The 25,951-nt window shown below is 42.2% G+C and carries 23 protein-coding genes; 16 read left to right on the top strand and 7 right to left on the bottom strand.

Annotated elements, in window-relative coordinates; translation table 11 throughout:
* Window positions 1-66: 66 nt before the first annotated feature.
* Window positions 67-606 (bottom strand): hypothetical protein, encoded by a 540-nt coding sequence (locus tag QYC40_RS10610; protein ID WP_301990227.1) that lies wholly within the window; start codon window positions 604-606, stop codon window positions 67-69.
* 67 nt (window positions 607-673) lie between these two features.
* On the bottom strand, window positions 674-1,489 hold the full coding sequence (gene panB / locus QYC40_RS10605) for a 3-methyl-2-oxobutanoate hydroxymethyltransferase (RefSeq protein WP_301990226.1): 816 nt from the start codon (window positions 1,487-1,489) through the stop codon (window positions 674-676).
* Between the two features lie 120 nt (window positions 1,490-1,609).
* Here panB and QYC40_RS10600 point away from each other — a divergent pair, with 120 nt between their 5' ends.
* The 4 genes from QYC40_RS10600 to QYC40_RS10585 all read left to right on the top strand — a co-directional run bounded on the left by QYC40_RS10600 (window position 1,610) and on the right by QYC40_RS10585 (window position 4,669).
* Window positions 1,610-2,353 (top strand): RluA family pseudouridine synthase, encoded by a 744-nt coding sequence (locus QYC40_RS10600; RefSeq protein ID WP_301990225.1) that lies wholly within the window; start codon window positions 1,610-1,612, stop codon window positions 2,351-2,353.
* Between the two features lie 50 nt (window positions 2,354-2,403).
* Window positions 2,404-3,237, top strand: coding sequence for an orotidine-5'-phosphate decarboxylase (gene pyrF, locus QYC40_RS10595; protein ID WP_301990224.1), 834 nt, complete (start codon window positions 2,404-2,406; stop codon window positions 3,235-3,237).
* Window positions 3,238-3,315: 78 nt separating this feature from the next.
* Entirely contained in the window at window positions 3,316-4,065 is a 750-nt protein-coding gene (locus tag QYC40_RS10590; protein WP_301990223.1) for a hypothetical protein, read from the top strand.
* Window positions 4,066-4,069: 4 nt separating this feature from the next.
* Complete coding sequence (locus tag QYC40_RS10585) at window positions 4,070-4,669, top strand: hypothetical protein (protein WP_301990222.1); 600 nt, start codon at window positions 4,070-4,072, stop codon at window positions 4,667-4,669.
* 405 nt (window positions 4,670-5,074) lie between these two features.
* On the opposite strand, the gene QYC40_RS10580 is transcribed toward QYC40_RS10585, so the two are convergent.
* Window positions 5,075-6,202, bottom strand: a complete 1,128-nt coding sequence (locus QYC40_RS10580) for an acyloxyacyl hydrolase (protein ID WP_301990221.1) — start codon at window positions 6,200-6,202, stop codon at window positions 5,075-5,077.
* 112 nt (window positions 6,203-6,314) lie between these two features.
* On the opposite strand from QYC40_RS10580, the gene QYC40_RS10575 reads away from it, so the two are divergent.
* The 9 genes from QYC40_RS10575 (at window position 6,315) to QYC40_RS10535 (ending at window position 16,703) form a co-directional block, all read left to right on the top strand.
* Complete coding sequence (locus tag QYC40_RS10575) at window positions 6,315-7,229, top strand: AEC family transporter (protein ID WP_301990220.1); 915 nt, start codon at window positions 6,315-6,317, stop codon at window positions 7,227-7,229.
* A 102-nt stretch (window positions 7,230-7,331) separates the two neighbouring features.
* Window positions 7,332-8,297 carry an SUMF1/EgtB/PvdO family nonheme iron enzyme gene (locus tag QYC40_RS10570; RefSeq protein ID WP_301990219.1) on the top strand — a complete coding sequence of 322 codons (966 nt, stop codon included), beginning with the start codon at window positions 7,332-7,334 and terminating at the stop codon, window positions 8,295-8,297.
* Window positions 8,298-8,332: 35 nt separating this feature from the next.
* The gene (locus QYC40_RS10565; RefSeq protein ID WP_301990218.1) at window positions 8,333-9,646 is read left to right on the top strand and encodes a Gfo/Idh/MocA family protein; all 1,314 of its coding nucleotides are present in this window, start codon (window positions 8,333-8,335) and stop codon (window positions 9,644-9,646) included.
* A gap of 5 nt (window positions 9,647-9,651) precedes the next feature.
* Complete coding sequence (locus tag QYC40_RS10560; protein WP_301990217.1) at window positions 9,652-10,659, top strand: FAD:protein FMN transferase; 1,008 nt, start codon at window positions 9,652-9,654, stop codon at window positions 10,657-10,659.
* A 37-nt stretch (window positions 10,660-10,696) separates the two neighbouring features.
* On the top strand, window positions 10,697-11,620 hold the full coding sequence (locus QYC40_RS10555) for a hydroxypyruvate isomerase family protein (protein WP_301990216.1): 924 nt from the start codon (window positions 10,697-10,699) through the stop codon (window positions 11,618-11,620).
* 104 nt (window positions 11,621-11,724) lie between these two features.
* Window positions 11,725-12,975, top strand: a complete 1,251-nt coding sequence (locus QYC40_RS10550; protein ID WP_301990215.1) for a nucleoside permease — start codon at window positions 11,725-11,727, stop codon at window positions 12,973-12,975.
* 11 nt (window positions 12,976-12,986) lie between these two features.
* Window positions 12,987-14,672 carry a GMC oxidoreductase gene (locus tag QYC40_RS10545; protein WP_301990214.1) on the top strand — a complete coding sequence of 562 codons (1,686 nt, stop codon included), beginning with the start codon at window positions 12,987-12,989 and terminating at the stop codon, window positions 14,670-14,672.
* Window positions 14,673-14,691: 19 nt separating this feature from the next.
* On the top strand, window positions 14,692-16,116 hold the full coding sequence (locus QYC40_RS10540) for a Gfo/Idh/MocA family protein (RefSeq protein WP_301990213.1): 1,425 nt from the start codon (window positions 14,692-14,694) through the stop codon (window positions 16,114-16,116).
* A gap of 14 nt (window positions 16,117-16,130) precedes the next feature.
* Window positions 16,131-16,703 (top strand): gluconate 2-dehydrogenase subunit 3 family protein, encoded by a 573-nt coding sequence (locus tag QYC40_RS10535; protein WP_301990212.1) that lies wholly within the window; start codon window positions 16,131-16,133, stop codon window positions 16,701-16,703.
* 113 nt (window positions 16,704-16,816) lie between these two features.
* Here QYC40_RS10535 and QYC40_RS10530 read toward each other — a convergent pair whose 3' ends face one another.
* On the bottom strand, window positions 16,817-17,548 hold the full coding sequence (locus QYC40_RS10530; protein ID WP_301990211.1) for an acyl-[acyl-carrier-protein] thioesterase: 732 nt from the start codon (window positions 17,546-17,548) through the stop codon (window positions 16,817-16,819).
* 111 nt (window positions 17,549-17,659) lie between these two features.
* Here QYC40_RS10530 and QYC40_RS10525 point away from each other — a divergent pair, with 111 nt between their 5' ends.
* The 3 genes from QYC40_RS10525 (at window position 17,660) to QYC40_RS10515 (ending at window position 22,092) form a co-directional block, all read left to right on the top strand.
* Window positions 17,660-17,932, top strand: coding sequence for a hypothetical protein (locus tag QYC40_RS10525; protein ID WP_260040704.1), 273 nt, complete (start codon window positions 17,660-17,662; stop codon window positions 17,930-17,932).
* Between the two features lie 320 nt (window positions 17,933-18,252).
* On the top strand, window positions 18,253-20,520 hold the full coding sequence (locus QYC40_RS10520; RefSeq protein ID WP_301990210.1) for a S9 family peptidase: 2,268 nt from the start codon (window positions 18,253-18,255) through the stop codon (window positions 20,518-20,520).
* A 63-nt stretch (window positions 20,521-20,583) separates the two neighbouring features.
* Window positions 20,584-22,092 (top strand): NAD(P)H-hydrate dehydratase, encoded by a 1,509-nt coding sequence (locus QYC40_RS10515; protein ID WP_301990209.1) that lies wholly within the window; start codon window positions 20,584-20,586, stop codon window positions 22,090-22,092.
* Between the two features lie 3 nt (window positions 22,093-22,095).
* Here QYC40_RS10515 and rnhA read toward each other — a convergent pair whose 3' ends face one another.
* From rnhA to lon, 3 genes are all read right to left on the bottom strand, one after another.
* Window positions 22,096-22,602, bottom strand: coding sequence for a ribonuclease HI (rnhA, locus tag QYC40_RS10510; RefSeq protein ID WP_149526617.1), 507 nt, complete (start codon window positions 22,600-22,602; stop codon window positions 22,096-22,098).
* 15 nt (window positions 22,603-22,617) lie between these two features.
* A complete protein-coding gene (locus QYC40_RS10505) occupies window positions 22,618-23,163 on the bottom strand; it encodes an aromatic acid exporter family protein (RefSeq protein WP_301990208.1) in 546 nt (181 codons plus the stop codon).
* A 92-nt stretch (window positions 23,164-23,255) separates the two neighbouring features.
* Window positions 23,256-25,721 (bottom strand): endopeptidase La, encoded by a 2,466-nt coding sequence (lon, locus tag QYC40_RS10500; protein ID WP_301990207.1) that lies wholly within the window; start codon window positions 25,719-25,721, stop codon window positions 23,256-23,258.
* Window positions 25,722-25,951 lie beyond the last annotated feature (230 nt).

The raw sequence follows: 25,951 nt of genomic DNA, 5'->3' as shown, positions 1-25,951 counted from the left end.
TAATAAGATTGTTGGGATTATATAATTTCTAGATAATGTTATATAATTATGAACTGAGCGGCATGTTTAGATGCTCGGGAAGAGGCTGGTTTTTGGTTTTTCCAGTCCTTTGGTTTTAAGCTCGGCAAAGAAGCGGTTGTTCAATGGGCTTTCTTCCATGAGGTAGGGGATGTAGATCGAGCCTTGCGCTAATATCAGCTCGTGGTATCCGAAAAGTACACCATTGTTTTTTTGGACTGATTGTACTGATTTAATCTGCTTCACGTCTCTTTCCAAATTAAAGCGAACTTGTCTTCCGCTCAACCATTCGACGACCACTTCTTTCGTTTGTGGATGGAACCAAACTTGTTGATCGCGCACATACTTTAAGTGGTTATTCAATAGAAATACCTGGCTAATCAGGTACAGGCTAATCGGTAAAAGAAAGAACAGTATTTTGATCTTGATAGCGAGCACTAGGGTAATGATCAATAAGACCACGCCGATAGCGACACTGTAGGTTGTGGCTTTTATGGCTTTGCTTACGACCTTGCTGCCAGCGTCTAAGATATAATAACCCTGCTTATTGCTACGCTGTATCTCCGTTGATGATTTTGTTCTCATCATAATTCTGCGCGAAATATAATAGAGCAGAACTCCCAGAAGAATAACAATAAGCAGGATTTTAGACATATTAGTATTGTTCTGTTTCGTTAGGGAAAGTGCCGGCTTTTACGTCGGCGATGTAGTTGCTTGCAGCCTTGGTGATTTCCCCTTGCAGGTCGGCGTATAAGCGAAGGAACTTTGGTTTAAATTCTTTGTTCAATCCTAGCATGTCGTTAACTACTAAGACTTGTCCGTCACAGCCGTTTCCAGCGCCGATACCAATTGTAGGGATTTCCAAAGATTCTGAAACTTCTTTTGCAAGTGCTGCCGGGATCTTTTCTAAGACAATCATAAAACATCCAGCTTCCTGTAGAGCCAATGCATCCGATTTTAATCTGTTGGCTTCTGCTTCCTCTTTTGCGCGCACGCCAAAGTCGCCAAACTTATAGATTGACTGAGGAGTTAATCCCAAGTGTCCACATACCGGAATACCCGACTGTACGATTTTCTTGATATTATCCATAATCTCCTCACCACCTTCAAGCTTTAAAGCATGCGCTCCGGACTCTTTCATCATCCGAACAGCAGCTTTATACGCATCTTCAACCGAGCCTTGGTATTCGCCGAATGGTAAATCAGCAAGCACCATCGCGCGCTTGGACGCCCTTGCCACCGCAGAAGCATGGTAGATCATATGGTCTAAAGTCATGGGTAGGGTGGTTTCATATCCGGCAAAGACATTTGCTGCCGAGTCGCCCACCAAAAGAACTTCTACACCCGCTTCATCTAATATGCGAGCAGTGGAATAGTCATAAGAAGTTAACATCGAGATTTTTTCTCCTCTGGCTTTCATATCACGAAGTGCCGAAGTCGTCACTCTTTTAATTACTTTATGTACTGACATAGCGTTAAGATTGAGTTGCAAACTTAATTATTTTTCATGGAAAACGCCTCGAAACTTGTTCTTAACGTATAGCAACGCTACGGAATAGAAAATTAACCTATAATTTCCTACTTTTGCAGGATGGATATAAAAGAGCAGAATCAGTTTAAATTCCCGAAGTTTCAAGAGTTAATTATTCATGAAGATGATAACCTTATTGTAATCAATAAGCCGCCTTTTATTGCCTCTTTGGATGCGCGCGAAGGTGGTGAGGTGAATATCCTTCGCTTGGCGAAGAAATATCATCCAGATGCGCAAGTATGCCATCGTTTGGATAAGGATACTTCCGGCGTATTGCTGATTGCTAAAAATCCAGAAACCTACCGTTCGATGTCTATCGAATTTGAAAAACGAAGAGTAAATAAGATTTACCATGCCATTATTGGCGGGACGCATATCTTCGAGAATTTGACTGTTGATCTTCCAATCCTGAATCAGGGAAATAAGAATGTAACGATCGACCGTTATAATGGTAAGCCGTCGGAGACCATCTTTAACAGTATCCGTTATTTCAAACACTTTACTCTGGTCGAGTGTAAACCTATTACAGGTCGTATGCACCAAATCCGTATCCACTTAGCGACACAACAGGCTGCTATTGTCGGTGATGCGATGTACAAAGGGAAGCCGGTTTATCTTTCTCAAATCAAAAAACGTGGTTATACCCTATCAAAAGATCAGGAGGAACAACCGATCATGAAGCGTTTCGCGCTGCATTCTAAATCAGTAAGCTTCAAATTGAACGACAAAGAATATAGTTTCGAAGCCGAATATCCGAAGGACTTTGCGACCTTATTGAAACAGTTGGAGAAATTCGACGCTTAGTACAATCAAATAGAATATCATCATTACATACCCCTAATTAAGCTATAGAAATGAATAAGCAAGAGCTCATTAATCAGATAAAAAGCAAGAAGAGTTTCCTATGTGTTGGACTGGATACCGACTTGAACAAGATTCCGGAGCATCTTTTGGAAGAAGAAGATCCTATCTTCGCTTTTAATAAGGCGATTATTGAGGCTACTGCTGATCTTTGCGTGGCTTATAAACCGAATATTGCATTCTACGAAAGCTATGGCGTAAAAGGATGGGAGTCTTTGCGTAAGACTAGCGAGATCTTACCTAAGGACTGCTTCTCGATTGCTGATGCTAAACGTGGCGATATCGGCAATACGTCGAAAATGTATGCACAAGCATTTTTTAATCCTGAGGTATCAGGATTAAACTTTGATTCTATTACGATTGCACCCTATATGGGTGAGGACTCTGTGACTCCATTTTTGGACTTCGACGGTAAATGGGCGATTGTGCTTGCCTTGACCTCCAATCAAGGGAGCTTAGACTTTCAAAACTTCAGCAATGCAGCAGGAAAGCAATTGTTTGAGGAGGTTATCGATAAGGTAAATACCTGGGGGAGCGATGAGAACTTAATGTATGTGGTTGGAGCAACGCGAGGTGAGGCCTTTGTGAAGATTCGCGAACATGCGCCTGATCATTTCTTGCTCGTTCCTGGCGTAGGTGCGCAGGGCGGTTCCTTAGCTGATGTGTGCCAATACGGAATGAATAAAGACTGCGGGTTATTGGTAAACAGTACGCGCGGTATTATCTATGCATCGAAAGGGAAGGACTTTGCAGAGCGTGCTCGTGAAGAAGCGCTGTTACTTCAAAAAGAAATGGAAGAACAGTTGGCGATTCATGGAGTGATCTAAAACCTTATATTTCTTAATTTTGTTAAAATTGCCGTTTTTGGCATAATAATTTAGGTGCTTGCAAGGTTAATGTTATTTATGATACAACGAAGATCGAGCTTGCTCCTGGGAGCAGTTAGTATACTTGGGCTTTTCCTCACCGGATGTAGCTCTGTTTATTTGCCGAATGTCCCGGCAACCCCCATGTTTACCAATGCAGGAGAGGGTTATTTGGGTGCCCATGTGAATGTCAAGGGTAATTTAAGCGGTACTGCAGGTGTCGCTTTTACCGATAATCTGGCTATTATAGCAAACGGTTCGTACGTGGATAATAAGACGACCAATCAAGACTTTAAGCAACATCTTATTGAAGGCGGACTTGGCTACTACACCGTTGTGGGGCACTCCGGACGTAGTGTGCTGGAGTTTTATGGCGGATATGGTATAGGCTCAACTAGAGATGTCGATAAGCGAGCGTCCATATCGGGTACTGATCCTGTAGAAATCCGAGATCTCGACTTCAACAAGATCTTTGTGCAAGCAAACTTCTCATCAACGCGTAAAAACAAACTTCGTTTGTTTGGAAAGCAACGTACGCTGAATTACGGAACAGCAATTCGTGTAAGCCGTATCAAGATGGATCGTTTCGATTTGAATAATGCGCCTGCCGAATTGGAAGAAAATTTATATATAGAGCCGGTCTTCTTTACGCGAATGGAATTGAACAAGGGTTTTCAATTGCAGTATACTAACGGTTGGAATATCGGTATAATGAACAACGAATACCTTAAAGCAGGGAATGCGGTCTTTACTTTGGGATTGATTTATAATTTTGGAAAAAAGAAATAGCAATATGAAAAAATTAGTTGGTATTGTAGGATTAATGACAATCTTGTTTTTATCGGGATGTCAGGTAAATAAAAAGGCACAATTACAAGCCTTAGCAGATTGCCAATACGATGTCGAATCGGTAGAACAGGTGAAATTTAATGGCAAAACATTAGACAAGTACAAAGGCGCTGATGGGAATTATAATATCTCATCCTTAGCAAATATCGCGGTGGCATTGTTTAGCAAAGAATTGCCCTTAGAAGGAAAGATCAACTTGAAGATTACGAATCCGGAGGTGAAAAGAGCTGCAGTAAACTCTTTCAAATATATTATCGAGATTCAAGGTTCGCCATTGTTTGAAGGGACAGTAGACCAGAATGTAAACTTGAGCCAAGGTCAGAGCGCAATCGTGCCGTTGACTTTTAAAGCAAATATCTTCAACAAAGCAAAAGAAACAGGTTTTGACCGCTTCTTTGATGAGCTTTTTAATAAGAAATCCGAAGGATTCTTAGTGCTGAAAATAAAACCTTCCTTCAAAATCGCCGGACAGAATATTTACTACCCATCCTATATTACGGTAGATAAAAACTTCGGAAAAAAGATTTTTAGTTTGTTTAAGTAGGAGAGATTAGATTTTAGACATTAGATTTTAGAGTAGGGCGCCGATTAGGCGCCTTTCTTTTACTGTTTGTAGGGCGGACTTTATACATTTGGCTCAGAAATAGTATCTAGTAATTAGTACTGAGTAGTTAGACCTATGCGTAATATCCTGCCAATCCTTTTATCCTTCCTTTCCTGGTTCAGAAATAGTATTTAGTAGTTAGTACTAAGAAGTTAGACCTATGCGTAGGATTCTGCCAATCCTTTTATCCTTCCTTTCTTGGTTCAGAAATAGTATCTATTAGTTAGTACTAAGTAGTTAGACCTATGCGTAATATCCTGCCAATCCTTTTATCCTTCCTTTCCTGGTTCAAGACACAATATTCTAATATCTGAAATCTAATGTCTAAATTCTAACGAATAATAACTAACGCCTAAACGTATACCCCACAGTCCATTCGATGAAGTCGGCTTTTCCCATATGTGCTTTGATGGATACGCCGGTATTGAAGTTGCCATAGACGTAATATCGCGCTCCTGCGCGCAGGAAGAACTTTTTGATCTCGCCGTTAAATCGTTGGTTGTGGATATAATATCCAATATTGCCATTTAAGACGAGGCGCTCGTTCAGAATATGGGCAATATAGAAGGAAGGTCCACCGGACACTTTGGAAGAGAACTTTCCGGTTTTGTCTCCTGCGATTTCTTCATCATTGCCAGAAGAGGAGTAGAAGAGATCGAAGCCACCGCCGAGCCTCCATTTATAGGATACATGTCTGCTGGCATAAACGCTGAAGGTACTTTTTGGAAATCTTTGGTCTAAGTCGTCTCTTAACTGCTTTGCACCTATACCATAGTTCACATGGAACATCACTTTTTTACTGTACGGTTCAAGCACGGAGTCTCTTTTTATTTTGATATCCGGATTGATTTGGTATGCCGCTGAGAGAGTAAGTGGCACGAGGTTAACTCCTTTATTTGGCAGAGCGAGTGCGCCGTTGGAGAAATGGTGGAAGGCAAGTCCTGCACCGAGCTTCCAGTGTGGCGGTAATTTGTATTGCGCGCGGATACCGAGATCAATAAACACGTTGTTTTTTGATCCGATAACCAGATTCAAAGGGTTCTCATGTTCATTATAGGGTTTAAAATTTCCCGACAGACCGAGACCTATTCTATAGTCGTAACTCCATCGAGAATCTTCACGAGGGGAGATTGGCGTTTGGACGAATCCATATATTGCATATGGACTACCGATAATATCGGAATGAAACGTGCTGGAGTAAATCCCGATACCATAAATCGGGTAGTTATAAATTTGGTAATATTGATCTTTCTTTGCACGCTGCTTGAAGCCTATTTTAAAGTTCAACCCGTTGTAATAGGCGCCTTCATAAGTTGTTTCCTTAAGTCCGGACTGCTGCAGTATTCCTCCGTTTTCCACTTCCAACTCTAGCACCAATGGGCTTCTTTTGATCTGTTTAGCAATGCTATCGATTTGAGCCGATGCGAGAAAAGGGATAGTTATTGTAAGTAAAATGAGTATTGCTTTGTTCACGAGCTGAAAAATTTTGTCTGTTTTTAACAGGCGGCACAAAAATAGTAATAACTTTGTGAGCACAAACGAGCCCAATGTCATTTTTAGAAAATTTGGGTGAAAATAATTACAAGTGTCAAATTTTATCCTTATTGTTTTCTGCTTAGCTGCTGGAGTGCTTAGCCGAAAGATGAATTGGGTTGCAAAAGATGGTTACAGAGCCTTAAACGCATGGGTATTATATTTTGGACTACCCGCCATCTCATTCCATTACCTTCCTAAACTTACTTGGGATAACAGTTTAATTTTTACTATTCTTTGCCCCATCATCGTATTGGCAGGAGGGATTCTGTTTTTCTATAGTATCGGTAGCATTCTTGGGCTTTCAAAACGTACGTCCCATACGATGATGTTAGTCGCAGGCCTAAGTAATACATCCTTTGTTGGTTTCCCGCTCATCACTGCATATTTCGGAACGCAGGGACTACCCATCGGCATTGTGGCCGATCAGATGACCTTTTTTCTCTTATCCTCAGCCGGCGTATTGATCGCCACAAAAGGAAGTCTAAATGCAAATAAGAAAGTAAGCTTGACCTTTATCATCAAACGTGTATTCACTTTTCCACCTTTGATTGGTTGCTTATTGGCATTGCTCATCACACAGATTGCTGACTTAAGTTCTCTGGATGATTTTTTTCATCTCATTGCGAGTACTGTATCGCCGATCGCACTTTTTTCCATAGGTCTCCAACTCAATTTTACAATTGTAAAAAGCGAAGTCCCGAACATTACCTATGCGATGTTGTATAAGCTCATTTTAGCGCCCCTTATCGTGTTCCTTTTAGCGTACGTGCTAGGCTATCGCGGTGAGATTGTCGCAATATCCATCTTCGAGATGGCAATGCCTAGTTTAGTGGCAACGAGCATTGTTATCGACCAATTTAAATTGAATAGCAAATTAGGAAATAGTGTTATTGGTTTAAGCATTCCGTTAAGTCTATTAACCACCTACGTTTGGTATGAGATTTTGAATTTTTTCATTATGTAACTGAAATGTTATTAATATAGGAAAGCTTTTTTTTATCTTTATCAATTGTGTAGTTGATACACTGATAATAACATAATTTATAAGCTTAGTTTTCAGATTATTATGAAGAAATTAATTTTCTTTGCCCTTTTAGCGACTACAACCCTTTCCCATGCTCAAGATAAACACGAGCGTTACATTCAAAAAATAAACGGTACAAGTCTAGAATTCAGTATGGAAGCTATTCCTGCTGGCGAGTTTATGATGGGGAGTTCTAAAGGAGGCAATGAAGATGAAAAACCTGCTCACCGCGTAAAGCTTGATCCATTTTGGATGGGTACTTATGAAGTGACATGGAATCTCTTTGAACCTTTCCTTTACAAGGATTACGAAGTGACAAAATCTACCGATGGGAAAGTTCCTGCGGAGGTTGATGCTGTTACACGACCAACAAAACCATACTTAGACATGACTTTTGGTTATGGCAAAGACGGGCAGCCGGCTTTAGCGATGACGCATTATAACGCGATACAGTTTTGTAAATGGTTATATGTTCGAACCGGTGTGTTCTATCGCTTGCCAACAGAGGCAGAGTGGGAGTACGCTTGTCGTGCCGGATCCAATACTGCTTACTTCTTCGGAGATGATGCAGGTCAATTGGCGGAATATGCAGCATATAAAGAAAACAGCAATGGACAGACTGCAAAAGTTGGTACTAAAAAACCGAATGCTTGGGGGCTGTATGATATGTTAGGTAATGTTTCAGAGTGGACTTACGACCAATACGATGCGGACTTTTATTCCACCTTCAAAAATAAGGTGGCTGAGAATCCAGTAAATGTACCGACTAAATTGTATCCGCATGTGGTACGTGGTGGCTCATTTGAGAGCGAAGCAATCGATTTGCGTTCTGCTGCTCGTGGTGCATCAGATCCAGTTTGGAAGCAATTAGATCCTCAAATTCCAAAATCTAATTGGTGGTTTCCGGAAGCTCCATTTGTGGGAATGCGTTTAGTGCGTCCCGTAAAGCAGCCTAGCCATGCTGAAATCATGGAATACTATGATAAAGCGCCTTTGAAAGACTTTTAAGAAAAGAAACAATTATAAACAATACATTATAAACCATGGAAAATCTAAATCGTAGAGGATTTATTAAATCTTCATCGGGCCTTGTGGGTGCAGCGGCATTGACAAGTGGGGTAGTAGGAAAAGTATTTGCAGCTGGGAGCGATGTGATCAAGATCGCTTTAATTGGTTGCGGTGGCCGCGGAACAGGTGCTGCATTTGACGCTTTTGCCTCTGGGCAGAACATTCAATTAGTAGCTATGGCGGATGCTTTCAAGGATAATTTGGATAAAACATACGCGACCTTAAAAGAGAAATTTGGTGATAAAGTGAATGTTCCGGATAGCCGTAAGTATGTAGGTTTTGACGGATATAAAGCGGCAATTGCGGATGCTGATGTTGTTTTATTGACGACGCCTCCAGGTTTCCGCCCGGTTCATTTTGCTGAGGCTATTCGCGCAGGCAAACATGTCTTCATGGAGAAAGCTGTTGCGACAGATATTCCAGGTGTTCGCAGTGTATTGGAAACTGCTAAAGAAGCGAAACGTAAGAAATTAAATGTCGTTGTTGGATTACAGCGTCGTTATCAAAATAACTATCGCGAGGCTATCCAACGTATTCATGATGGGGCAATCGGCGATGTAGTATCCGGACAAGTGTACTGGAATAGCGGTGGTGTTTGGGTTCGTCCGCGCAAACCGGGACAGACCGAGATGGAATACCAAATGCGTAACTGGTATTATTTTAACTGGTTATGTGGCGACCATATCGTTGAACAGCATGTTCACAATATCGACATCGCAAACTGGGTGAAGGGCAAATATCCGGTTTCTATTCAAGGTACAGGTTCCAGAGCACATAGAACTGGGAAAGAATATGGTGAGATCTATGATAATTTCGCTTTAGAGATGACTTACGATGATGGTACGGTGGTATATAGCCAGTGTCGCCACTTCGAAGGAATTTCCAACCGTGTGGATGAGACATTCCAAGCAACTAAGGGACGTGTTTATCTATCCGCGAGTAACCAAGCTATCCTTTGGGATGCGCAAGGTAAAGAGATTTACAGACATAACACCAAGGGGAATCCGAACCCATATCAGCAAGAGCATAAGGAATTATTTGAAGCGATTGCGAAAGGTGAATACAAGTTTGATAATGCTGAATACGGTGCGTACAGCAGCTTAGCAGGTATTATCGGTCGTATCGCAGTCTATACTGGTAAAGTTATTAAATGGGATGAGGCGATGAAATCTAATATTGATTTGATGCCTGATCGCCTAGCGTGGGATGCTATGCCTAAGGTGGTTCCAAATGCAGACGGGTTCTACCCGGTTGCTGTCCCTGGCCATGATGTAGAAAAATATATCTAACAGCCGTGTTAAACTGGTTCAGTCTAATCGGCATAATGGGAATTGGTTGTTGTACCTTTGCGCAACAGCCAATTTCTGGTTTACAGCGATTCAACGTGGAAGGTTATGCCCAAGGAACGACCTACGCTGTTAGCTATTATGCCAACGACGAGCGAGTAAAGAAAGCACAGTTGGACAGTATATTTCAGGTCATTGATCAGTCAATGTCGCTTTATAAACCAAATTCCTTAATCAGCAAGTTCAATTCCGATACGAGTAGCGAGATTGTGATGGATCATCACATGCGGACGGTGCTTAAAAAATCTTTTAAAATCAATAAACTTTCAAAGGGGATATTTGATATCACGGTGAAACCGTTGGTTTCACTATGGGGATTCGGACCTGAAAAGACAGTCGGTATACCAGATTCTAATGCGGTTAAAGATGCTTTGACATACGTTGGAATGGATAAATTAGCAATCAAAAGCAATCAGCTGCGGAAAAAGGACAAACGCGTGGAGATTGATTTAAACGGCATTGCACAAGGTTATACCGTTGATGTACTTTACGATTTCTTTTTATCGAAGAAAATTAAATCATTCCTGGTGGAAGTAGGCGGGGAGATTCGGACGCATGGTTATAAGCCGGAAAACGAGCCTTATAAAGTGTTAATACAGCGTCCTGACGAGACCAGGGAGCAGAGGAATTATATCATTGCTCTACATAACAAGGCGGTGACTACGTCGGGGAGCTATGAGAAGTATCGCACGGTAAATAACTATCGTTTTTCGCATCATATGGATGCTAAAACAGGCTATCCATTGAAATCATCTATTATAACCGTGACGGTGATTGCAGAGAATGCGATGGATGCAGATGCGCTTGATAATGTCTTTATGGCGATGAAACCTGAGGATGCTGTCGCATTTGCGAATTCGAAAAATAAAATTGATATTTATTTACTGTATTTGGATAATGGGGTCGTTAAAGAGGCGTATTCCAAAGGGTTTTCCAAATACATAATAACCAACTAGCACTCTGGTGCTGAAAACAACTTAAACTTAATCCTACATGAAAAGATCAGAATTCTTAAAGAACAGTTCCATGCTTGTTGGCGGTACTTTATTGGGTGGGACGGCGGTTGCCGGTACTTCAACCAAGGAAAAGAGTACACAGGCAGTGAATCAACCATTTAAACTAGACTACGCGCCCCATCAAGGGATGTTTAGCACTAGCGCCGGAAAGAACTTTCTTGATGAGATAAAATATATGCACGATCTGGGATTCCGCAGTATCGAAGATAACGGAATGCCATCGCGCTCGGTGGATGAACAAAAGAAAATTGGAGATTTGCTAGCCAAGTTGGGTATGCGCATGGGGGTGTTTGTTGTTCCTAAGGGCGGAAATGGTGCTAATTCCCTTGCCGCTGGTAAGCAGGAGTTTGTTGATATCTTCCTGAAAGGATGCCGCGACTCCGTAGAAATCGCTAAGCGTTGTAATGCCAAATGGGCGACTGTTGTTCCGGGAGACTTTGCAAGAAAGCTTCCAATGGGCGTTCAGACAGCCAATGTAGTGGAAGCGTTGAAGCGTGGTGCTGAGATTTTCGAACCACATGGCTTAACGATGGTCTTAGAGCCTCTAAGTGATACACCGGACCTTTTCCTACGTTTTACTGATCAGACATACGAGATATGTAAAGCAGTAGGTAGTCCATCCGTAAAGATTCTTTACGATGCATATCACCAACAAAAGAATGAAGGAAACCTAATCAACCTGATGGATTTATGCTGGAGTGAGATTGGATATATCCAAGTAGGTGACAATCCTGGGCGTAAGGAACCAACAACTGGAGAAATCAACTATAAGAATGTATTCAAATGGTTGCATCAAAAGGGTTACAAGGGGATCGTAGGGATGGAGCATGGCATGTCTAAATCTGGCAAAGAAGGCGAACAAGCGCTAGTAGCAGCCTATAGAGAAGTGGATTCTTTCTAGTGCTAAACCTATTTAGGAGCAGCTAACAAATTCGTTATCCTGTTTTATAAACCGTTTATAATATCTATATTTAATACCATAAATTTAAAATAAGCCTATATTACATGTCATCAACTATTAAATTTAAACTATCCTTCATGATGTTCCTGGAGTTCTTTATTTGGGGCTCTTGGTTCGTGACGTTAGGTACCTTTTTAGGGAATACCTTGAACGCATCGGGACTTGAAATCGCTAATGTTTTCTCCACACAATCATGGGGTGCTATCGTAGCGCCTTTTATCATTGGGATGATTGCCGACCGCTACTTCAATGCAGAGCGCATCTTGGGTGTACTGCACCTTATTGGCGCCTTCCTAATGTTCCAACTTTACCAAAGTGAGTCTATTGGCTCTTTCTTTCCTTATGTGTTAGGCTATATGTTATTATACATGCCGACGCTATCCCTAGTAAACTCGGTTTCCTTCCGTCAGATGAAGAATCCAGAGAAGGAGTTCTCTAATATCCGCATCTGGGGAACTATCGGATGGATTGTTGCCGGACTTTCAATTTCTTATCTTTTCAAATGGGATGCCGACCAGGGAATTAAAGATGGCTTATTGAGAAATACCTTCTTGATGGCGTCTATTGGTTCATTAGTATTAGGTTTGTTCAGCTTTATATTGCCGAAAACTCCTCCTGTTAAGAATGAAAGTGGCGAAAAGCAAAGTGTTGCCAAAGTTTTAGGATTAGATGCTATTAAGCTTTTAAAAGATAGAAACTTCTTGGTATTCTTTGTTTGCTCAATATTAATCTGTATCCCACTGGCATTCTATTATCAATATGCGAATCCATTCTTGTCGGAAATAGGTTTGGAAAACCCGACGGGTAAGATGACGATAGGCCAAATTTCGGAGGCTTTATGTCTTTTATTATTGCCTGTTTTCTTTACGCGTTTTGGTTTCAAGAACACGATTCTCGTAGGGATGTTAGCATGGGTTATTCGTTATGCACTGTTTGCTTATGGCGACGCCGGCGAAGCAACCTTTATGTTGTTATTAGGAATTGCGCTTCACGGTATCTGTTATGATTTCTTCTTTGTATCTGGGCAAATCTATACCGACTCAAAAGCGGGTAAGGACAATAAGAGTGCTGCACAGGGATTAATTACATTAGCGACTTACGGTGTTGGGCAATTGATCGGATTCTGGGTAGCAGGATATGTGAGCGATATGTATCAAACCGTTAAATCGGCAGATGTAGCATTGTTCTGGAATAAGTTATGGGTAGTTCCTGCAGGAATTGCTTTAGTAGTATTTTTTATCTTCCTTGTATTTTTCAAGAAAGAGACCATTGTAAATCAATCTGAAACTAATTAAATAAAAAAGTAATGGTAGAGAATAATGTTTATGATGCCATTGTTATCGGATCAGGTATTAGCGGCGGATGGGCGGCTAAGGAGCTAACTGAGAAAGGTCTGAAAACAATCATGTTAGAACGTGGTCGCAATGTGGAGCACGTAAAGGATTACCATGCAAATAAGGATACTTGGGAATACCCTCATCGTGGCGGTAGGACCAAGCAAATGGAAGCGGATTATCCGGTTCTGAAACGTGATTACGCGTTAAACGAAAAGAACCTAGACTTTTGGGTGAACGAGAAAGAAAGCCCTTATGTAGAGAAGAAGCGTTTTGACTGGTTCAGAGGATATCATGTAGGCGGCCGTTCATTGATGTGGGGTCGTCAGAGTTACCGTTTAGGTGATTTAGACTTTGAAGCAAATGCAAAGGATGGACACGGTGTTGATTGGCCGATTCGTTATAAAGATATTGCACCTTGGTATAGCTATGCTGAAAAATGGGCAGGTATTTCAGGTAACCGCGACGGACTAGATGTCCTTCCTGATGGTGATTTCTTGCCAGCTATGGAGTTCAACTTTGTTGAAAAGGACTTAGCTGAACGCATTAAGAAACAATACGGTGGTAGTCGTCACTTCATCATGGGGCGTACGGCGAATATCACTAAACCACATACCGGACGTATCAACTGTCAGTATCAAAATCAGTGCTGGTTAGGCTGTAACTTCGGAGGATACTTCTCTACACAATCTTCAACATTGCCACCGGCAATGAAAACCGGAAACTTAACCCTTCGTCCGTTTTCTATCGTAACGAAGATTATCTACGATAAGGACACGAAGAAGGCAAAAGGCGTAGAGATTATCGACGCAGAAACAAACAAGACATACGAATTCTTTGCGAAAGTTATCTTCGTTTGTGCCTCGGCTTTCAACTCAACTTGGGTGTTGATGAACTCGGCTACAGATGTTTGGGAAGGTGGATTAGGAAGTAGTTCTGGCGAGTTAGGTCACAATGCAATGGACCACCATTTCCGTTTAGGCGCAAGCGGACGTGTAGAAGGATTCGAAGATAAATATATGTTTGGCCGTCGTCCGACGGGCCTATATGTTCCTCGCTTTGTGAATATTCCTTCTGACACGAAACAACGTGATTATGTTCGTGGCTTTGGTTATCAAGGATCTGCTGGACGTGGAAGATGGTCGGGCGAGATTGCCGAGATGGCTGTTGGTGGCGAATGGAAAGATGCACTTTGCGAACCAGGAAACTGGACGGCAGGATTCACTGCATTCGGAGAAATCCTTCCCTACCATGAGAACCGTATTTTCCTTGACAAGGAGGTGAAGGATAAATGGGGATTGCCAGTCTTGGCGATGGATATGGAGCTGAGAGATAATGAGCTTAAGATGCGTAAGGATATGGCCGAGGAAATGAAGGATATGTTGGAAGCAATCGGTCTGAAAGACGTTAGTACTTACGATGGAGGATACAACTTCGGGATGGGTATTCACGAAATGGGAACAGCACGTATGGGCTTGGATCCGAAAACTTCCGTATTGAACAAGCACAATCAAGTTTGGGATGCGACAAACGTTTATGTAACGGATGGTGCAGCGATGACTTCTGCGGGCTGTGTGAATCCATCACTTACTTATATGGCATTAACGGCGAGAGCGGTTGACCATGCGGTAAGCGAGCTTAAAAAAGGAAATATCTAATTGAACTAAACCGTATATTATGAGTAATAACAATTCAAGAAGGGATTTTCTAAAGAACACAGCCATCGCGGCTGCGGGCTTTAGCATCGTTCCTCGTCATGTCTTAGGTGGATCAGGCTTTCTAGCGCCTAGCGACCGTTTGATTGTTGCAGGTATTGGTGTTGGGGGAAAAGGAGAGAGCGACATCAAATCGTTTGCCGATAGCGGAAAAGCGGAACTGGCATACTTATGTGATGTAGATCAACGTCGCGCAGCCAATTCGGTTAAGCGATTCCCGAAAGCAAAATTCTATAAAGATTTCAGAGAAATGTTGGATAAGGAACACAAGCACATTGATGCTGTTTCGGTTTCCACACCCGATCATAACCATGCGATCCAGGCGCTGGCAGCAATGCAGTTAGGAAAGCACGTATATGTTCAGAAACCTCTGACCCACGATATTTGGGAAGCAAGGGTATTGACTCATGCTGCTAAAAAATATAAAGTCGTTACACAGATGGGTAACCAAGGTGCATCAAATGATGGTCCTCGCGAAATCCGTGAATGGTATGAAGCAGGTCTTATTGGTGATGTTCATACAGTGTACTGTTGGACCGATCGCCCGGTATGGCCTCAAGGTATTCAATGGCCTACTCAAAAGGCACCTGTTCCGAAAGAATTGGACTGGGATCTGTGGTTAGGAACGGCTCCTCAGAAAGACTACATCGAAAAATTGGTTCCATTTAACTGGCGCGGCTGGTGGGATTATGGAACCGGCGCATTAGGCGATATGGGTTGTCACCTACTGGAAGTTCCTTTCAGCGTATTAGGCTTATCTTACTTGCAGGATGTACAGGCTTCTGTAGGCTCTGTCTATGTGGATGAGTTCAAACGTGGCTATTTCCCAGAGAGCTGCCCGCCGTCGAGCCATGCGACCATGACTTTCCCGAAAGCAGCAAGAACGCAAGGTCCGGTTACCCTGCACTGGATGGACGGAGGAATTCAACCTGCACGCCCGGAAGAGCTAGAGCCAAATGAAATCTTTGGTGATGGTGGCAACGGTATCTTGATGGTCGGTACAAAAGGAAAAGTATTAGCAGATACTTATGGTGATAAAGCACGCCTATTGCCGACTACACGTAAGGAAAACGTGGCGATGAAGTATGCTCGTGTACCTGGAAAAGCTAGCGGACACTACGCACAGTGGGTGGAAGCTTGTATTGCAGGATACGGTAAGAAAGAGGTGAGTGCACCGTTTGAAATTTCAGGACCATTGACCGAAGCTTTATTGATGGCGAATTTGGCGATTCGTGGTGCTGACATGCGTATCGATGGTAAATACCCTGGACGTAACTTGAAACTACTTTGGGACAATGATAATATGAAAGTAACGAACTTTGATATCGTCAACCAATTTGTGAAGCGTCAATATCGCCCGGGATGGGAAATTAATTATTCATTTTAACAAGGTATAAGAAGATGATGAATAGAAGAGAAGCGTTAAAACGTGTAGCCTTTATTATGGGTGGTACGGTTATCGGTGCAAACCTGTTTTTAGAGGGTTGTACTCGTCCGGCATCTAAAGATGTGGCTACCTTATTTGAAGCTGAAACAACAGATTACTTAGGCGAATTAGCAGAAGCTATTCTTCCTAAAACTTCTACGCCAGGTGCTAAAGAAGCGGGTGTGGGCGAATTTATCCCGGTGATGATTCGCGACTGTTATGATGAGAAAGATCAAAAATCTTTCTTAGAGGGTCTTAATGGCGTGGAAGCACGCGCGAAGAAGGATTTCAAGAAAGGATTCTTAGAATTGACTCCTGAAGAGAAACTTCAATTCGTGAATACATACGACAAAGAAGCTAAAGATTACCAAACGAATAAGAAGGAGGAAGATGCAAACCATTTCTTCACCATGTTGAAGCAATTGACTTTAACCGGATTTTTTACTTCGGAGGTAGGTATGAAGAAAGCATTGCGTTATGTGAAAATCCCTGGAAAATACGATGGAAACTATCCGTATAAGAAGGGCGATAAAGCATGGGCGCTCTAGCATAAAAAAAGCCTTCCGATTGTCGGAAGGCTTTTTTTTCTGAAAGTGTTTGTTTTCAAAGGTCATCAAGAACTTTCATCCTTTTTGCTGTCTCAATGGAAAAATGAAAGGTTTTATCCTTTTTTCGTTAGCTGCATCAAAAAATGCGGGCGATCCGCCTTGCTGATACTATAGATGCTTGTTAGTTCATCAATCTTCGCTTCATTGATCGCGACCTGATTTCCGTACGAAAGCTCCCTCAGGAAGTTCATCTCGATAGACTTTATTTTTCCGGTCAGTACATCCTTGGGATCCAGTGCATCGAAACACCAATCCATATATTTAACGTTGTTCGCGTGGTTCACAATATCTAGATCGGATAGCACCACCTGATAGTCTCTAATTTTATTGAAGGACACATTGCCATCGATACGCTCCGCCGTTCTCGAAGTCATGATGCGGTCGGGGTGAGGCACCACATGGTCGGTGCTGGCAATCAGAGGCTCAGCGCGGCGTGCCTCGATATTGAAAACCGCCCATAGGCTTGTTGAAGCAATCAAACGGCGTTCGCCAAATAACACTTCAAAATTACGCGTAGAGCGAGATCCTGTAAAGTCTTGTATCCATGTCCTTACCTTAATGGTCTGTTCGAACATCGGGAGCTTTTCGATTTCGATAAGCATTCTACTGAGTACCCAGGATTGTTTGGTGCGGAGTATTGCTTTCGTTCCAAACCCTAAAATATCAGCATGTTCACTAGCCGTAACTTGTAGTATATTGTCCAGTTCGCTGTACTTCAGTTGCCCGTTTGGATAACATTGGGTAAAGTTCAGTTTCCAGTCCTTTTCGAAGATGCCTTCAGTCATATAATTCTTATTTCATGCGAATGTAACTAATTTAATATTCTAAAATAAAACCCTTGTCAATTTATATTTAAATCCCTAATTTAACGTTAACCATATAAAATCCCGGTAAGTATGAGCATGATTGGAACACTAATAGAAAAAGAACAAGTTGATAAATTCAAGATCATTCCAGCAGAAATAGATAACTCCGAAAAGTTTATGTCTAAATTGCAGAGTGCCCTACGTTTAGGGAATGAATTTAAATCAAAAACAGACATCGTATTCAATACTGAGGAAGGCCCAATGCGTATAGAAACGACCGTATGGTCGCTTACAGAAAAGTATATACAGATAAAGCACGGAATTCTCATTCCGCTGCGATCACTCATCGCAGTAGAATACTAGCAAAACGAGCTGCCCAAAAGGGCAGCTCGTTTTGCTAGTAGTTAGTATTTAGTAGTTAGTATTTAGACCTAGGGCGGGATTAGATTTTAAATATTAGATATGAGATTTAAGACGTTTGTCTTGAACCAGGAAAGGAAGGGTAAAAGGGTCGACACGATCCTGCTCATCCTTACATCTTTTTTTCCTCGTTCAAGAGAAACTTCAAAGAAATGCATGACCGCCATGGGTCTAACTACTAACTACTAAATACTAACTACTATAAAAAATTGTTGTAACGAAATGCCTCTTATTCCTACTAATAGAGAAACATTCATTGAATTATGAAACAACAGATTTTTACGATGGTATTTGTACTTTTGAGCATGTTAACAGCCAAAGCCCAAATTACCGGCGATTGGAAGGGAGCTTTAGATGTTCAAGGGACATCTATGGACCTAGTCTTCCATATTAGCCAAGATGGAGAAGCATACAAAGCGACATTAGATATTCCAGCGCAAGGTGCCTCCGGTCTCCCGATGAGCGAGACCAAATTTGAAAACAATAAACTGACTGTAGCTATGGCGCAGGCGGGCTTTTCTTATGAAGGTGAATTAAAGGGTGATCAGATTGAGGGGATCTTCAAACAAGGCGGAATGGAGTTTCCATTGAAGCTTAGTAAAACGAAAGTTTCCAAGCCTGGTGACACCACGCTAGTATCTTCGAAAGCAGATTTAGAGAAATTAATCGCTTTAGATAAAGGCGATTTCAAATATCGCGTTGAAGATTATTTTGCGAAGCCTAACTCTTCACAGTTCCAATTATCGCCTAATGGTAAGTACATCTCTTATCGTGAAAAGGACGCTAATAACAAGCGCCATGTGATGATCAAAGAGGTGGCTACCGGCAAGGTGGTTCGCGCGATCGAAGAAAAGGACGAGTTGATCCGTGGAATGGGATGGGTTAATGATGAGCGTTTAGTATATGTGATGGACCAAGGTGGAAATGAGAATTATCACCTTTATGCTGTAAATATCGACGGTAGCAACAATATCGATTTAACACCATTTCCAGATGTTCAAGCTGGCATTTTAAATATGCTGAAGGAACAGAAAGACTTCATCATCATTCAGATGAATAAGGACAATAAACAGGTTTTTGAGCCTTACAAAGTCAATATTCATACCGGCGAAATGACGAAGCTATTTACTAACACAGATCCGGCTAATGCGGTTGTAGGTTATGATTTCGATAAAGAAGGTAATCTTCGCGGCTACTCAAAAATGCATAACGGAATCAATACGCAATATTTTTATAAAGCAAAAGGAAAGGCGGATTTTGAGTTGTTCGGCACAGGTAAATGGGATGATACATTCTCGATATTAGCATTCAATTATGCATCGAAAAATCCAGATGAGGCCTATGTATTAACCAATTTGGATTCTGATAAGGCACGTATTATCCTTTATGATTTCGGTACCAAGAAGATTATTAAAGAGATTTATTCCAACAAGGATTATGATGCGACTATCCTTTCCTTGTCGCGCAAGCGCAATTGGGAGATCGATTTTGTAGGTTTTGAAGGGGAGCGCGTGGAGATCGAGCCGATAAGTGCTACATTCAAGAAATTATACGATAAGTTCAGCAAAGAGTTTCCAGGATACGAGTATTCTATTGTTGGGAAGACGGATGAAGAGGATCAATACTTAGTGATGGTGCAGAGCGATAAGCTCTACGGCCGTTACTACCATTTGGATGCGAAGTCTGGCAAAACAACGTTATTGTACGATTTGATGCCACAATTGAAAGAAGCGGATATGGCAGAAATGCGTCCAATCACGTTCAAATCGCGCGATGGATTGACCATTCATGGTTATATTACCCTTCCGAAGGAAGCCTTGGCTGGCAAGCGTGTTCCCTTGATCGTTAACCCACATGGAGGTCCTCAGGGCGTTCGTGATAGCTGGGGTTTTAACCCGGAGACACAATTATTCGCGAGCCGCGGATATGCAACATTGCAGGTTAACTTCCGTATTTCCGGAGGATATGGTAAGGAGTTTTTACGTGCCGGATTTAACCAAGTAGGTCGTAAGGCGATGGATGATGTGGAAGATGGAATACAATATGTAATTGATCAGGGTTGGGCGGATAAAGACAATATCGCGATCTATGGTGGTAGCCATGGTGGATATGCGGTATTGAGAGGCTTAACGAAGACTCCAGACTTGTATAAAGCAGGGGTGGACTATGTAGGGGTGTCCAATATCTTTACCTTGTTGAACTCTATTCCTGAATATTGGAAGCCTTACAAAGTGATGTTATATCAAATTTGGTACAACCCAGACAAAGAGGATGAGGCAGCAATCGCGAAAGAAGTATCGCCACTATTCCATGTAGATAAAATTAAAGCTCCTTTATTTGTTGTTCAGGGCGCCAATGACCCTAGAGTGAAGATTGCAGAGGCGGATCAGATTGTGAAAGCGCTTCGCAGCAAAGGGGTAGACGTGCCTTACATGGTAAAATACGATGAAGGACATGGATTCCATAAAGAAGAAAATCAGATAGAATTCTATAAAGCCATGATGGGATTCTTCCGTAAACATTTAAAATAAACTGTTGTTAATTAATGATAAAGCCCCTAATTTTAGGGGCTTTGTCTATTTAATGCCATGCCTATGAAAATTCTAAATCCTTCTCAATTAAAACAGGTCGACGAGCAAACCATAGCGAATCAAGCAATAAATTCTTGGGATCTGATGCAACGTGCATCGGCCACCGTTGTGGCGTCGCTTTTAGATGATTTTTCGGAGCTGCTCGAGAAGCGTGTTTATATCCTCTGTGGAAAGGGTAATAATGGTGGTGACGGTTTGGCTATCGCCGGCCTATTAGACGCACTAGGTGCAACCGTAGAGGTTTATTTGATAGATGCCGAGCAGTATTCCGTAGATAATGCGAAGAACCAAGAGAACTTAGGTCACGAAAGAATACGTATGTTCAATTTGGAAGATATTCTAGCCTTCGAGAAGGATGCTATTATCCTGGATTGTTTGTTTGGTTATGGACTCAACAGGGCTTTAAGTTCGGAATGGCGAGGGATCATTGATCAGATCAACGCTGCAAGGGCCGTTCGCATTTCGGTAGATATGCCGTCTGGCTTGTCTTGCGAGACGCATATTACTGTGGATAGCCCCATCATAAGGGCGGATAGGGTATATACCTTTCAGGTTCCGAAGCTAAATCTATTGCTTCCGGAATATGGAGAATTCGTGAAATCGTTTAGCATTCTGGATATTGGGTTGGATACTGAGGCTATGGAAGGGCAGGAAACGAACATGCATTATTTGACGGCAAAATCTGCCAAATCGCTTGTGCCTATTCGCTCTAAATTTAGCCATAAAGGCACCTTTGGTCATGCACTATTGATTGGCGGGAGCTATGGAAAGATGGGAGCGATGCTGTTGGCTTCCAAAGCAGCACTAAGAACTGGCTGTGGATTGGTATCCGTTGGGATTCCGAATTGCGGAACGAGCATAGTACAAACTGCCTTTCCCGAAGCAATGGTCTTTGCCGATGCCGCTGAACTATCCTTACGCGATTTCAATTTCCCGACTGATCTTACCGCTATCGGAATGGGTGTAGGGATGGGGACGGATGAGCTAACAGTTCGAGGTTTTGCCATCTATCTGCAGTCATTGCCAGAGGACGCTCGGCTGGTCTTAGATGCTGATGCCTTGAATATTCTGGCACAGCAAGAAAGCCTATTGCAGGCCTTGCCTGCGGAGACTATTTTATCTCCACACCCGAAGGAGCTGAGTCGTTTGATCGGTACGTGGGATAATGATTACGAGAAGCTTTCGAAGGCGAAAATATTTGCTTCCGAGCATCAAGTGTTTCTGATTATTAAAGGTGCGAATTCGGTATTGGTCTGTCCGGATGGAAGCTTATATTTCAATTCTACGGGGAACCCAGGTATGGCGACCGGTGGGAGCGGCGATGTGTTGACAGGGATTTTAACCAGTCTTCGTGCGCAGGAGATGTCGGCAAAAGACGCCGCAATATTGGGGATGTATCTGCATGGTCTCGCTGGAGATATTGCGTCGAGGGATACAGGAGAGGCGAGTCTTATCGCTTCGGATATCATCAACAACCTAGCTAATGCTTTTCAGGACTTGATGGACAGCTAAGCTTTAGATGTCCATTCCTTTTTGCATCTCCACTTCAAATACGGAGTCAATCTTCCAGTTGGCTTTGTCTTTCGATGCTTTTACCGCTAGTTGATCGCAGCGCTCGTTCAGGGGATGCCCAGCATGGCCTTTGACCCATACCAACTTCACTTTATGGAGTTTGTATAAAGACATTAATCGCATCCATAGATCCTTATTCTTTTTACCCTGAAATCCTTTTTGAATCCAGCCGTAAACCCATTTCTTATCGATTGCATCGATGACATATTTGGAGTCGGAAAAGATAGTGACCTGCTGATTGATGCTTTTCAAAGCTTCTAAACCAATGATCACAGCGAGTAATTCCATGCGGTTATTCGTGGTCTTGCGAAAGCCTCCCGAGAACTCTTTCTCAATAAGCTTGCCTTGATATTCAGGATTTGACCCTGTATAGATCGTTCGTAAGATGGTTCCATAGCCACCAGGACCAGGATTTCCACTTGAAGCACCGTCGGTATAAAGTTCAATCATTATCGCAAAAATACGCTAATTTCCCGAATTAGGAGCAGTCCAATCGTCTAAGTACTTCTCCATAAGGTAATGCTTTATGCCTGAGGTGATAATAACGATAGCAAGACCAATGATACATCCGACCCCGGTAGAAACGGCACGATAGATAGGCGTGTAGGCGATTTGCGTATGATGCGGTTCAATCATGATGATGAGCAATGCAACAATCGCAACGCGCGCCATATTCATAATATTGAATACCCGGCAGCAGATAATGGTTAGGACAATCCCTGCGCCGATAGAGTACACGGATTCGGGAAGTATCCAAACGCAGATCATGGCTACGCTGGAGCCTATGAAATTGGATTTGAACCGTTCGATGGAAAGTCTTTTGGAGTCTTTTTCTTCAGGCGAGATGACCAGAATAATTGAGAGCAGTGCCCAAAAGATCTCAAATTCACGATAGCGATTATACAATAAATAGCCAATGGAGAATCCAAGTAGACACCGGATGACATAAATTAATAATGGGGATGTTACTAGTTTTCGAACGATTTGCTTTGTAACAGTTGCTGCTCTCATTACCGCAAAAATACGCCTTGTTATCCAGTATAAAAAGAAAAAGCCATCCGATTAAACGAATGGCTTTCACTTTTGATTTTATGCTGACAAGCTTATTTTGCTTCTTCGCGCAATAGCTTCTTCGCGTTCTTGACTTTAGTATCTAACAAGGCTAGTTTAACGACTTCCTTCATGTCGGTTACATAATGGAATTTCAAGTCTTTTACGTAGTCTTCTTTGATCTCCTGTATATCTTTTTGATTGCTCTTGCAAAGGATGATTTCCTTGATGTTCGCACGTTTGGCAGCCAGGATCTTTTCTTTGATTCCACCTACCGGAAGTACCTTGCCACGTAGCGTAATCTCGCCAGTCATCGCTAGTTTTTCTTTCACTTTGCGTTGGGTAAACAGGGATGCTAAGGCTGTTAGCATGGTAATACCTGCAGAAGGGCCATCTTTTGGGGTAGCACCTGCCGGAACGTGGATATTGACATCCCATTGGTCGAATACCGCATAGTCAATACCGAATTCTTCCGCATGCGAGCGCAAATACGCCATCGCAATCGCTGCAGATTCTTTCATCACATCACCTAAGTTACCTGTAAGGCTTAACTTACCTTTTCCAGGACTTAAGCTCGACTCGATGAATAGGATATCACCACCAACAGAAGTCCATGCTAGACCCGTAACCACACCTGCGATATCGTTATTCTCATAGAGGTCCTTATCAAAGATAGGAGCGCCTAAGATCTCTTCGATATCAGAAGCCGAAAGAATCGGATTGTATTCTTTTTCCATCACAATGCGCGTCGCAACACCACGAACGATGGATCCGATTTTCTTCTCTAGTCCACGTACGCCAGACTCTCTCGTATATTCTTCGATGATCTTCTCAATCATCTTCGGTTTTAAGTTGATGTCTTTAGCTTGTATACCGTGCATTTCGCGCTGCTTCGGCAATAAGTGCTTCTTAGCAATTTCAATCTTTTCCTCAATCGTATATCCATTGACTTCAATAATCTCCATACGGTCTAATAAAGCCGGCTGTATACCGTTCAGCGAGTTCGCTGTAGCGATAAACATCACCTTCGATAAATCGTACTCCATCTCCACATAGTGATCATAGAAGTTGGTGTTTTGTTCTGGATCTAAGACCTCCAATAATGCTGATGAAGGATCGCCTTTGAAGTCGGAACCAATCTTATCGATTTCGTCCAACACAAATACCGGATTGGACGCACCGGCCTTTTTCAAAGACTGAATAATGCGCCCCGGCATAGCACCAATATAGGTTTTACGGTGTCCGCGAATCTCCGCTTCATCCCTCACACCACCCAATGCCATACGCGTGTATTTTCTTCCTAAGGCTCTTGCGATAGACTTTCCTAAGGATGTCTTACCAACCCCCGGAGGCCCTACAAGGCATAGAATAGGAGCCTTCATATCGTTCTTTAGCTTTAAAACCGCTAAGTACTCAATGATACGCTGTTTTACCTTCTCTAAACCGTAGTGATCTTTGTCTAATATTCTTTCTGCGCGCTTTAAGTCAAAGTTATCTTTTGTGTATTCTGCCCATGGAAGGTCAAGTAATAATTCCAGATAGTTCAACTGCACAGAGTAATCTGCTGCTGCAGGATTAATACGCGCAAGCTTTTCCAATTCCTTTGCAAAATGCTTGGCAACATCCTCCGGCCACTTCTTGTTTTTTCCTCGTTTCTTTAGTTCTTCCAGTTCTAAATCAGGAGTACTACCGCCCAATTCTTCTTGGATAGTCTTCAATTGTTGGCTTAAGAAGTAATCGCGTTGTTGTTTATCTAGATCCACACGAACCTTATTCTGGATCTGATTCTTCAATTCCAGCATTTGGATCTCGGTAGTCAAGTGCTCCAAAAGTTGCTTCGCACGTTTAACGAAGTCTTTATTTTCTAGTAAGTCTTGCTTGTCCTCTAATTCTAAAGAAAGATTCGAAGCAATAAAATTCACTAAGAAAGTCGGACTCTCAATATTCTTAATCGCAATACCAGCCTCACTTGGAAGGTTTGGTGATAGTTGAATAATCTGTAATGCAAGTTCTTTTACCGAAGCAATAAGCGCCTTAAATTCCTTCGTATTGGTTTTAGGCTTATCCTCCGGAAACTTCTCCACCTTGGCCGTCATATACGGTTCAGACTGCACCAGTTCTAGTAAACGGAAGCGTTGTTTGCCTTGGATAATAACTGTTGTATTACCATCAGGCATTTGGAGAATTTTGATGATATGTGCGACTGTGCCGACTTTGTGCAACTGCTCAAAGGTCGGGTCTTCCACAATCATATCTTTTTGAGAGACAACACCAATGGCGCGATCTCCTTTATAGGCATCTTTGATCAACTTGATCGATTTATCTCTACCCACCGTGATAGGGATCACAACGCCCGGAAACAATACGGTGTTGCGCAGGGGCAGAATTGGCAATACCTCGGGTATTTCGGCATTGCGCATTTCCTCCTCATCCTGTTGAGTTAACAGCGGGAAGAATTCCGTTTCCTCGTTAATGATGGGTAATGTTTGGTCAAAGTTGAATGCGTTGAATTTACTCATATGTTCATATATCGTTTTGCCGACATCTTGTCAGACGATTCGGCGATAAATATCTTATTATAGTTGTATCACTATAATGCAACAGCAGTGCCAAGGCTAAATTTTTGGTATTATTTATGCTAATGAAGGGTAATTACTGTTAAATCGTCAGTTATGGCCGTTCATTGACAGCGCGTTATTTACGCAAAGGTAAGTCAATTATGGTAAAATGTGGAAATGTTTATAACTAT

It is taken from the genome of Sphingobacterium sp. BN32 (genome assembly GCF_030503615.1).
GTDB lineage: Bacteria > Bacteroidota > Bacteroidia > Sphingobacteriales > Sphingobacteriaceae > Sphingobacterium.
Note: the sequence above shows the minus strand (reverse complement) of the source record. Positions and strands in the feature narration are given on the sequence as shown.

Coding starts and splice junctions, on each gene's coding strand:
- QYC40_RS10545 (WP_301990214.1), top strand. CDS start 12,987: ATGGTAGAGAATAATGTTTATGATGCCATTGTTATCGGATCAGGTATT.
- rnhA (WP_149526617.1), bottom strand. CDS start 22,602: ATGATTGAACTTTATACCGACGGTGCTTCAAGTGGAAATCCTGGTCCT.
- QYC40_RS10520 (WP_301990210.1), top strand. CDS start 18,253: ATGAAACAACAGATTTTTACGATGGTATTTGTACTTTTGAGCATGTTA.
- QYC40_RS10600 (WP_301990225.1), top strand. CDS start 1,610: ATGGATATAAAAGAGCAGAATCAGTTTAAATTCCCGAAGTTTCAAGAG.
- QYC40_RS10535 (WP_301990212.1), top strand. CDS start 16,131: ATGATGAATAGAAGAGAAGCGTTAAAACGTGTAGCCTTTATTATGGGT.
- QYC40_RS10570 (WP_301990219.1), top strand. CDS start 7,332: ATGAAGAAATTAATTTTCTTTGCCCTTTTAGCGACTACAACCCTTTCC.
- QYC40_RS10515 (WP_301990209.1), top strand. CDS start 20,584: ATGAAAATTCTAAATCCTTCTCAATTAAAACAGGTCGACGAGCAAACC.
- QYC40_RS10550 (WP_301990215.1), top strand. CDS start 11,725: ATGTCATCAACTATTAAATTTAAACTATCCTTCATGATGTTCCTGGAG.
- lon (WP_301990207.1), bottom strand. CDS start 25,721: ATGAGTAAATTCAACGCATTCAACTTTGACCAAACATTACCCATCATT.
- panB (WP_301990226.1), bottom strand. CDS start 1,489: ATGTCAGTACATAAAGTAATTAAAAGAGTGACGACTTCGGCACTTCGT.
- QYC40_RS10585 (WP_301990222.1), top strand. CDS start 4,070: ATGAAAAAATTAGTTGGTATTGTAGGATTAATGACAATCTTGTTTTTA.
- QYC40_RS10525 (WP_260040704.1), top strand. CDS start 17,660: ATGAGCATGATTGGAACACTAATAGAAAAAGAACAAGTTGATAAATTC.
- QYC40_RS10565 (WP_301990218.1), top strand. CDS start 8,333: ATGGAAAATCTAAATCGTAGAGGATTTATTAAATCTTCATCGGGCCTT.
- QYC40_RS10505 (WP_301990208.1), bottom strand. CDS start 23,163: ATGAGAGCAGCAACTGTTACAAAGCAAATCGTTCGAAAACTAGTAACA.
- QYC40_RS10540 (WP_301990213.1), top strand. CDS start 14,692: ATGAGTAATAACAATTCAAGAAGGGATTTTCTAAAGAACACAGCCATC.
- QYC40_RS10530 (WP_301990211.1), bottom strand. CDS start 17,548: ATGACTGAAGGCATCTTCGAAAAGGACTGGAAACTGAACTTTACCCAA.
- QYC40_RS10610 (WP_301990227.1), bottom strand. CDS start 606: ATGATGAGAACAAAATCATCAACGGAGATACAGCGTAGCAATAAGCAG.
- QYC40_RS10555 (WP_301990216.1), top strand. CDS start 10,697: ATGAAAAGATCAGAATTCTTAAAGAACAGTTCCATGCTTGTTGGCGGT.
- QYC40_RS10590 (WP_301990223.1), top strand. CDS start 3,316: ATGATACAACGAAGATCGAGCTTGCTCCTGGGAGCAGTTAGTATACTT.
- pyrF (WP_301990224.1), top strand. CDS start 2,404: ATGAATAAGCAAGAGCTCATTAATCAGATAAAAAGCAAGAAGAGTTTC.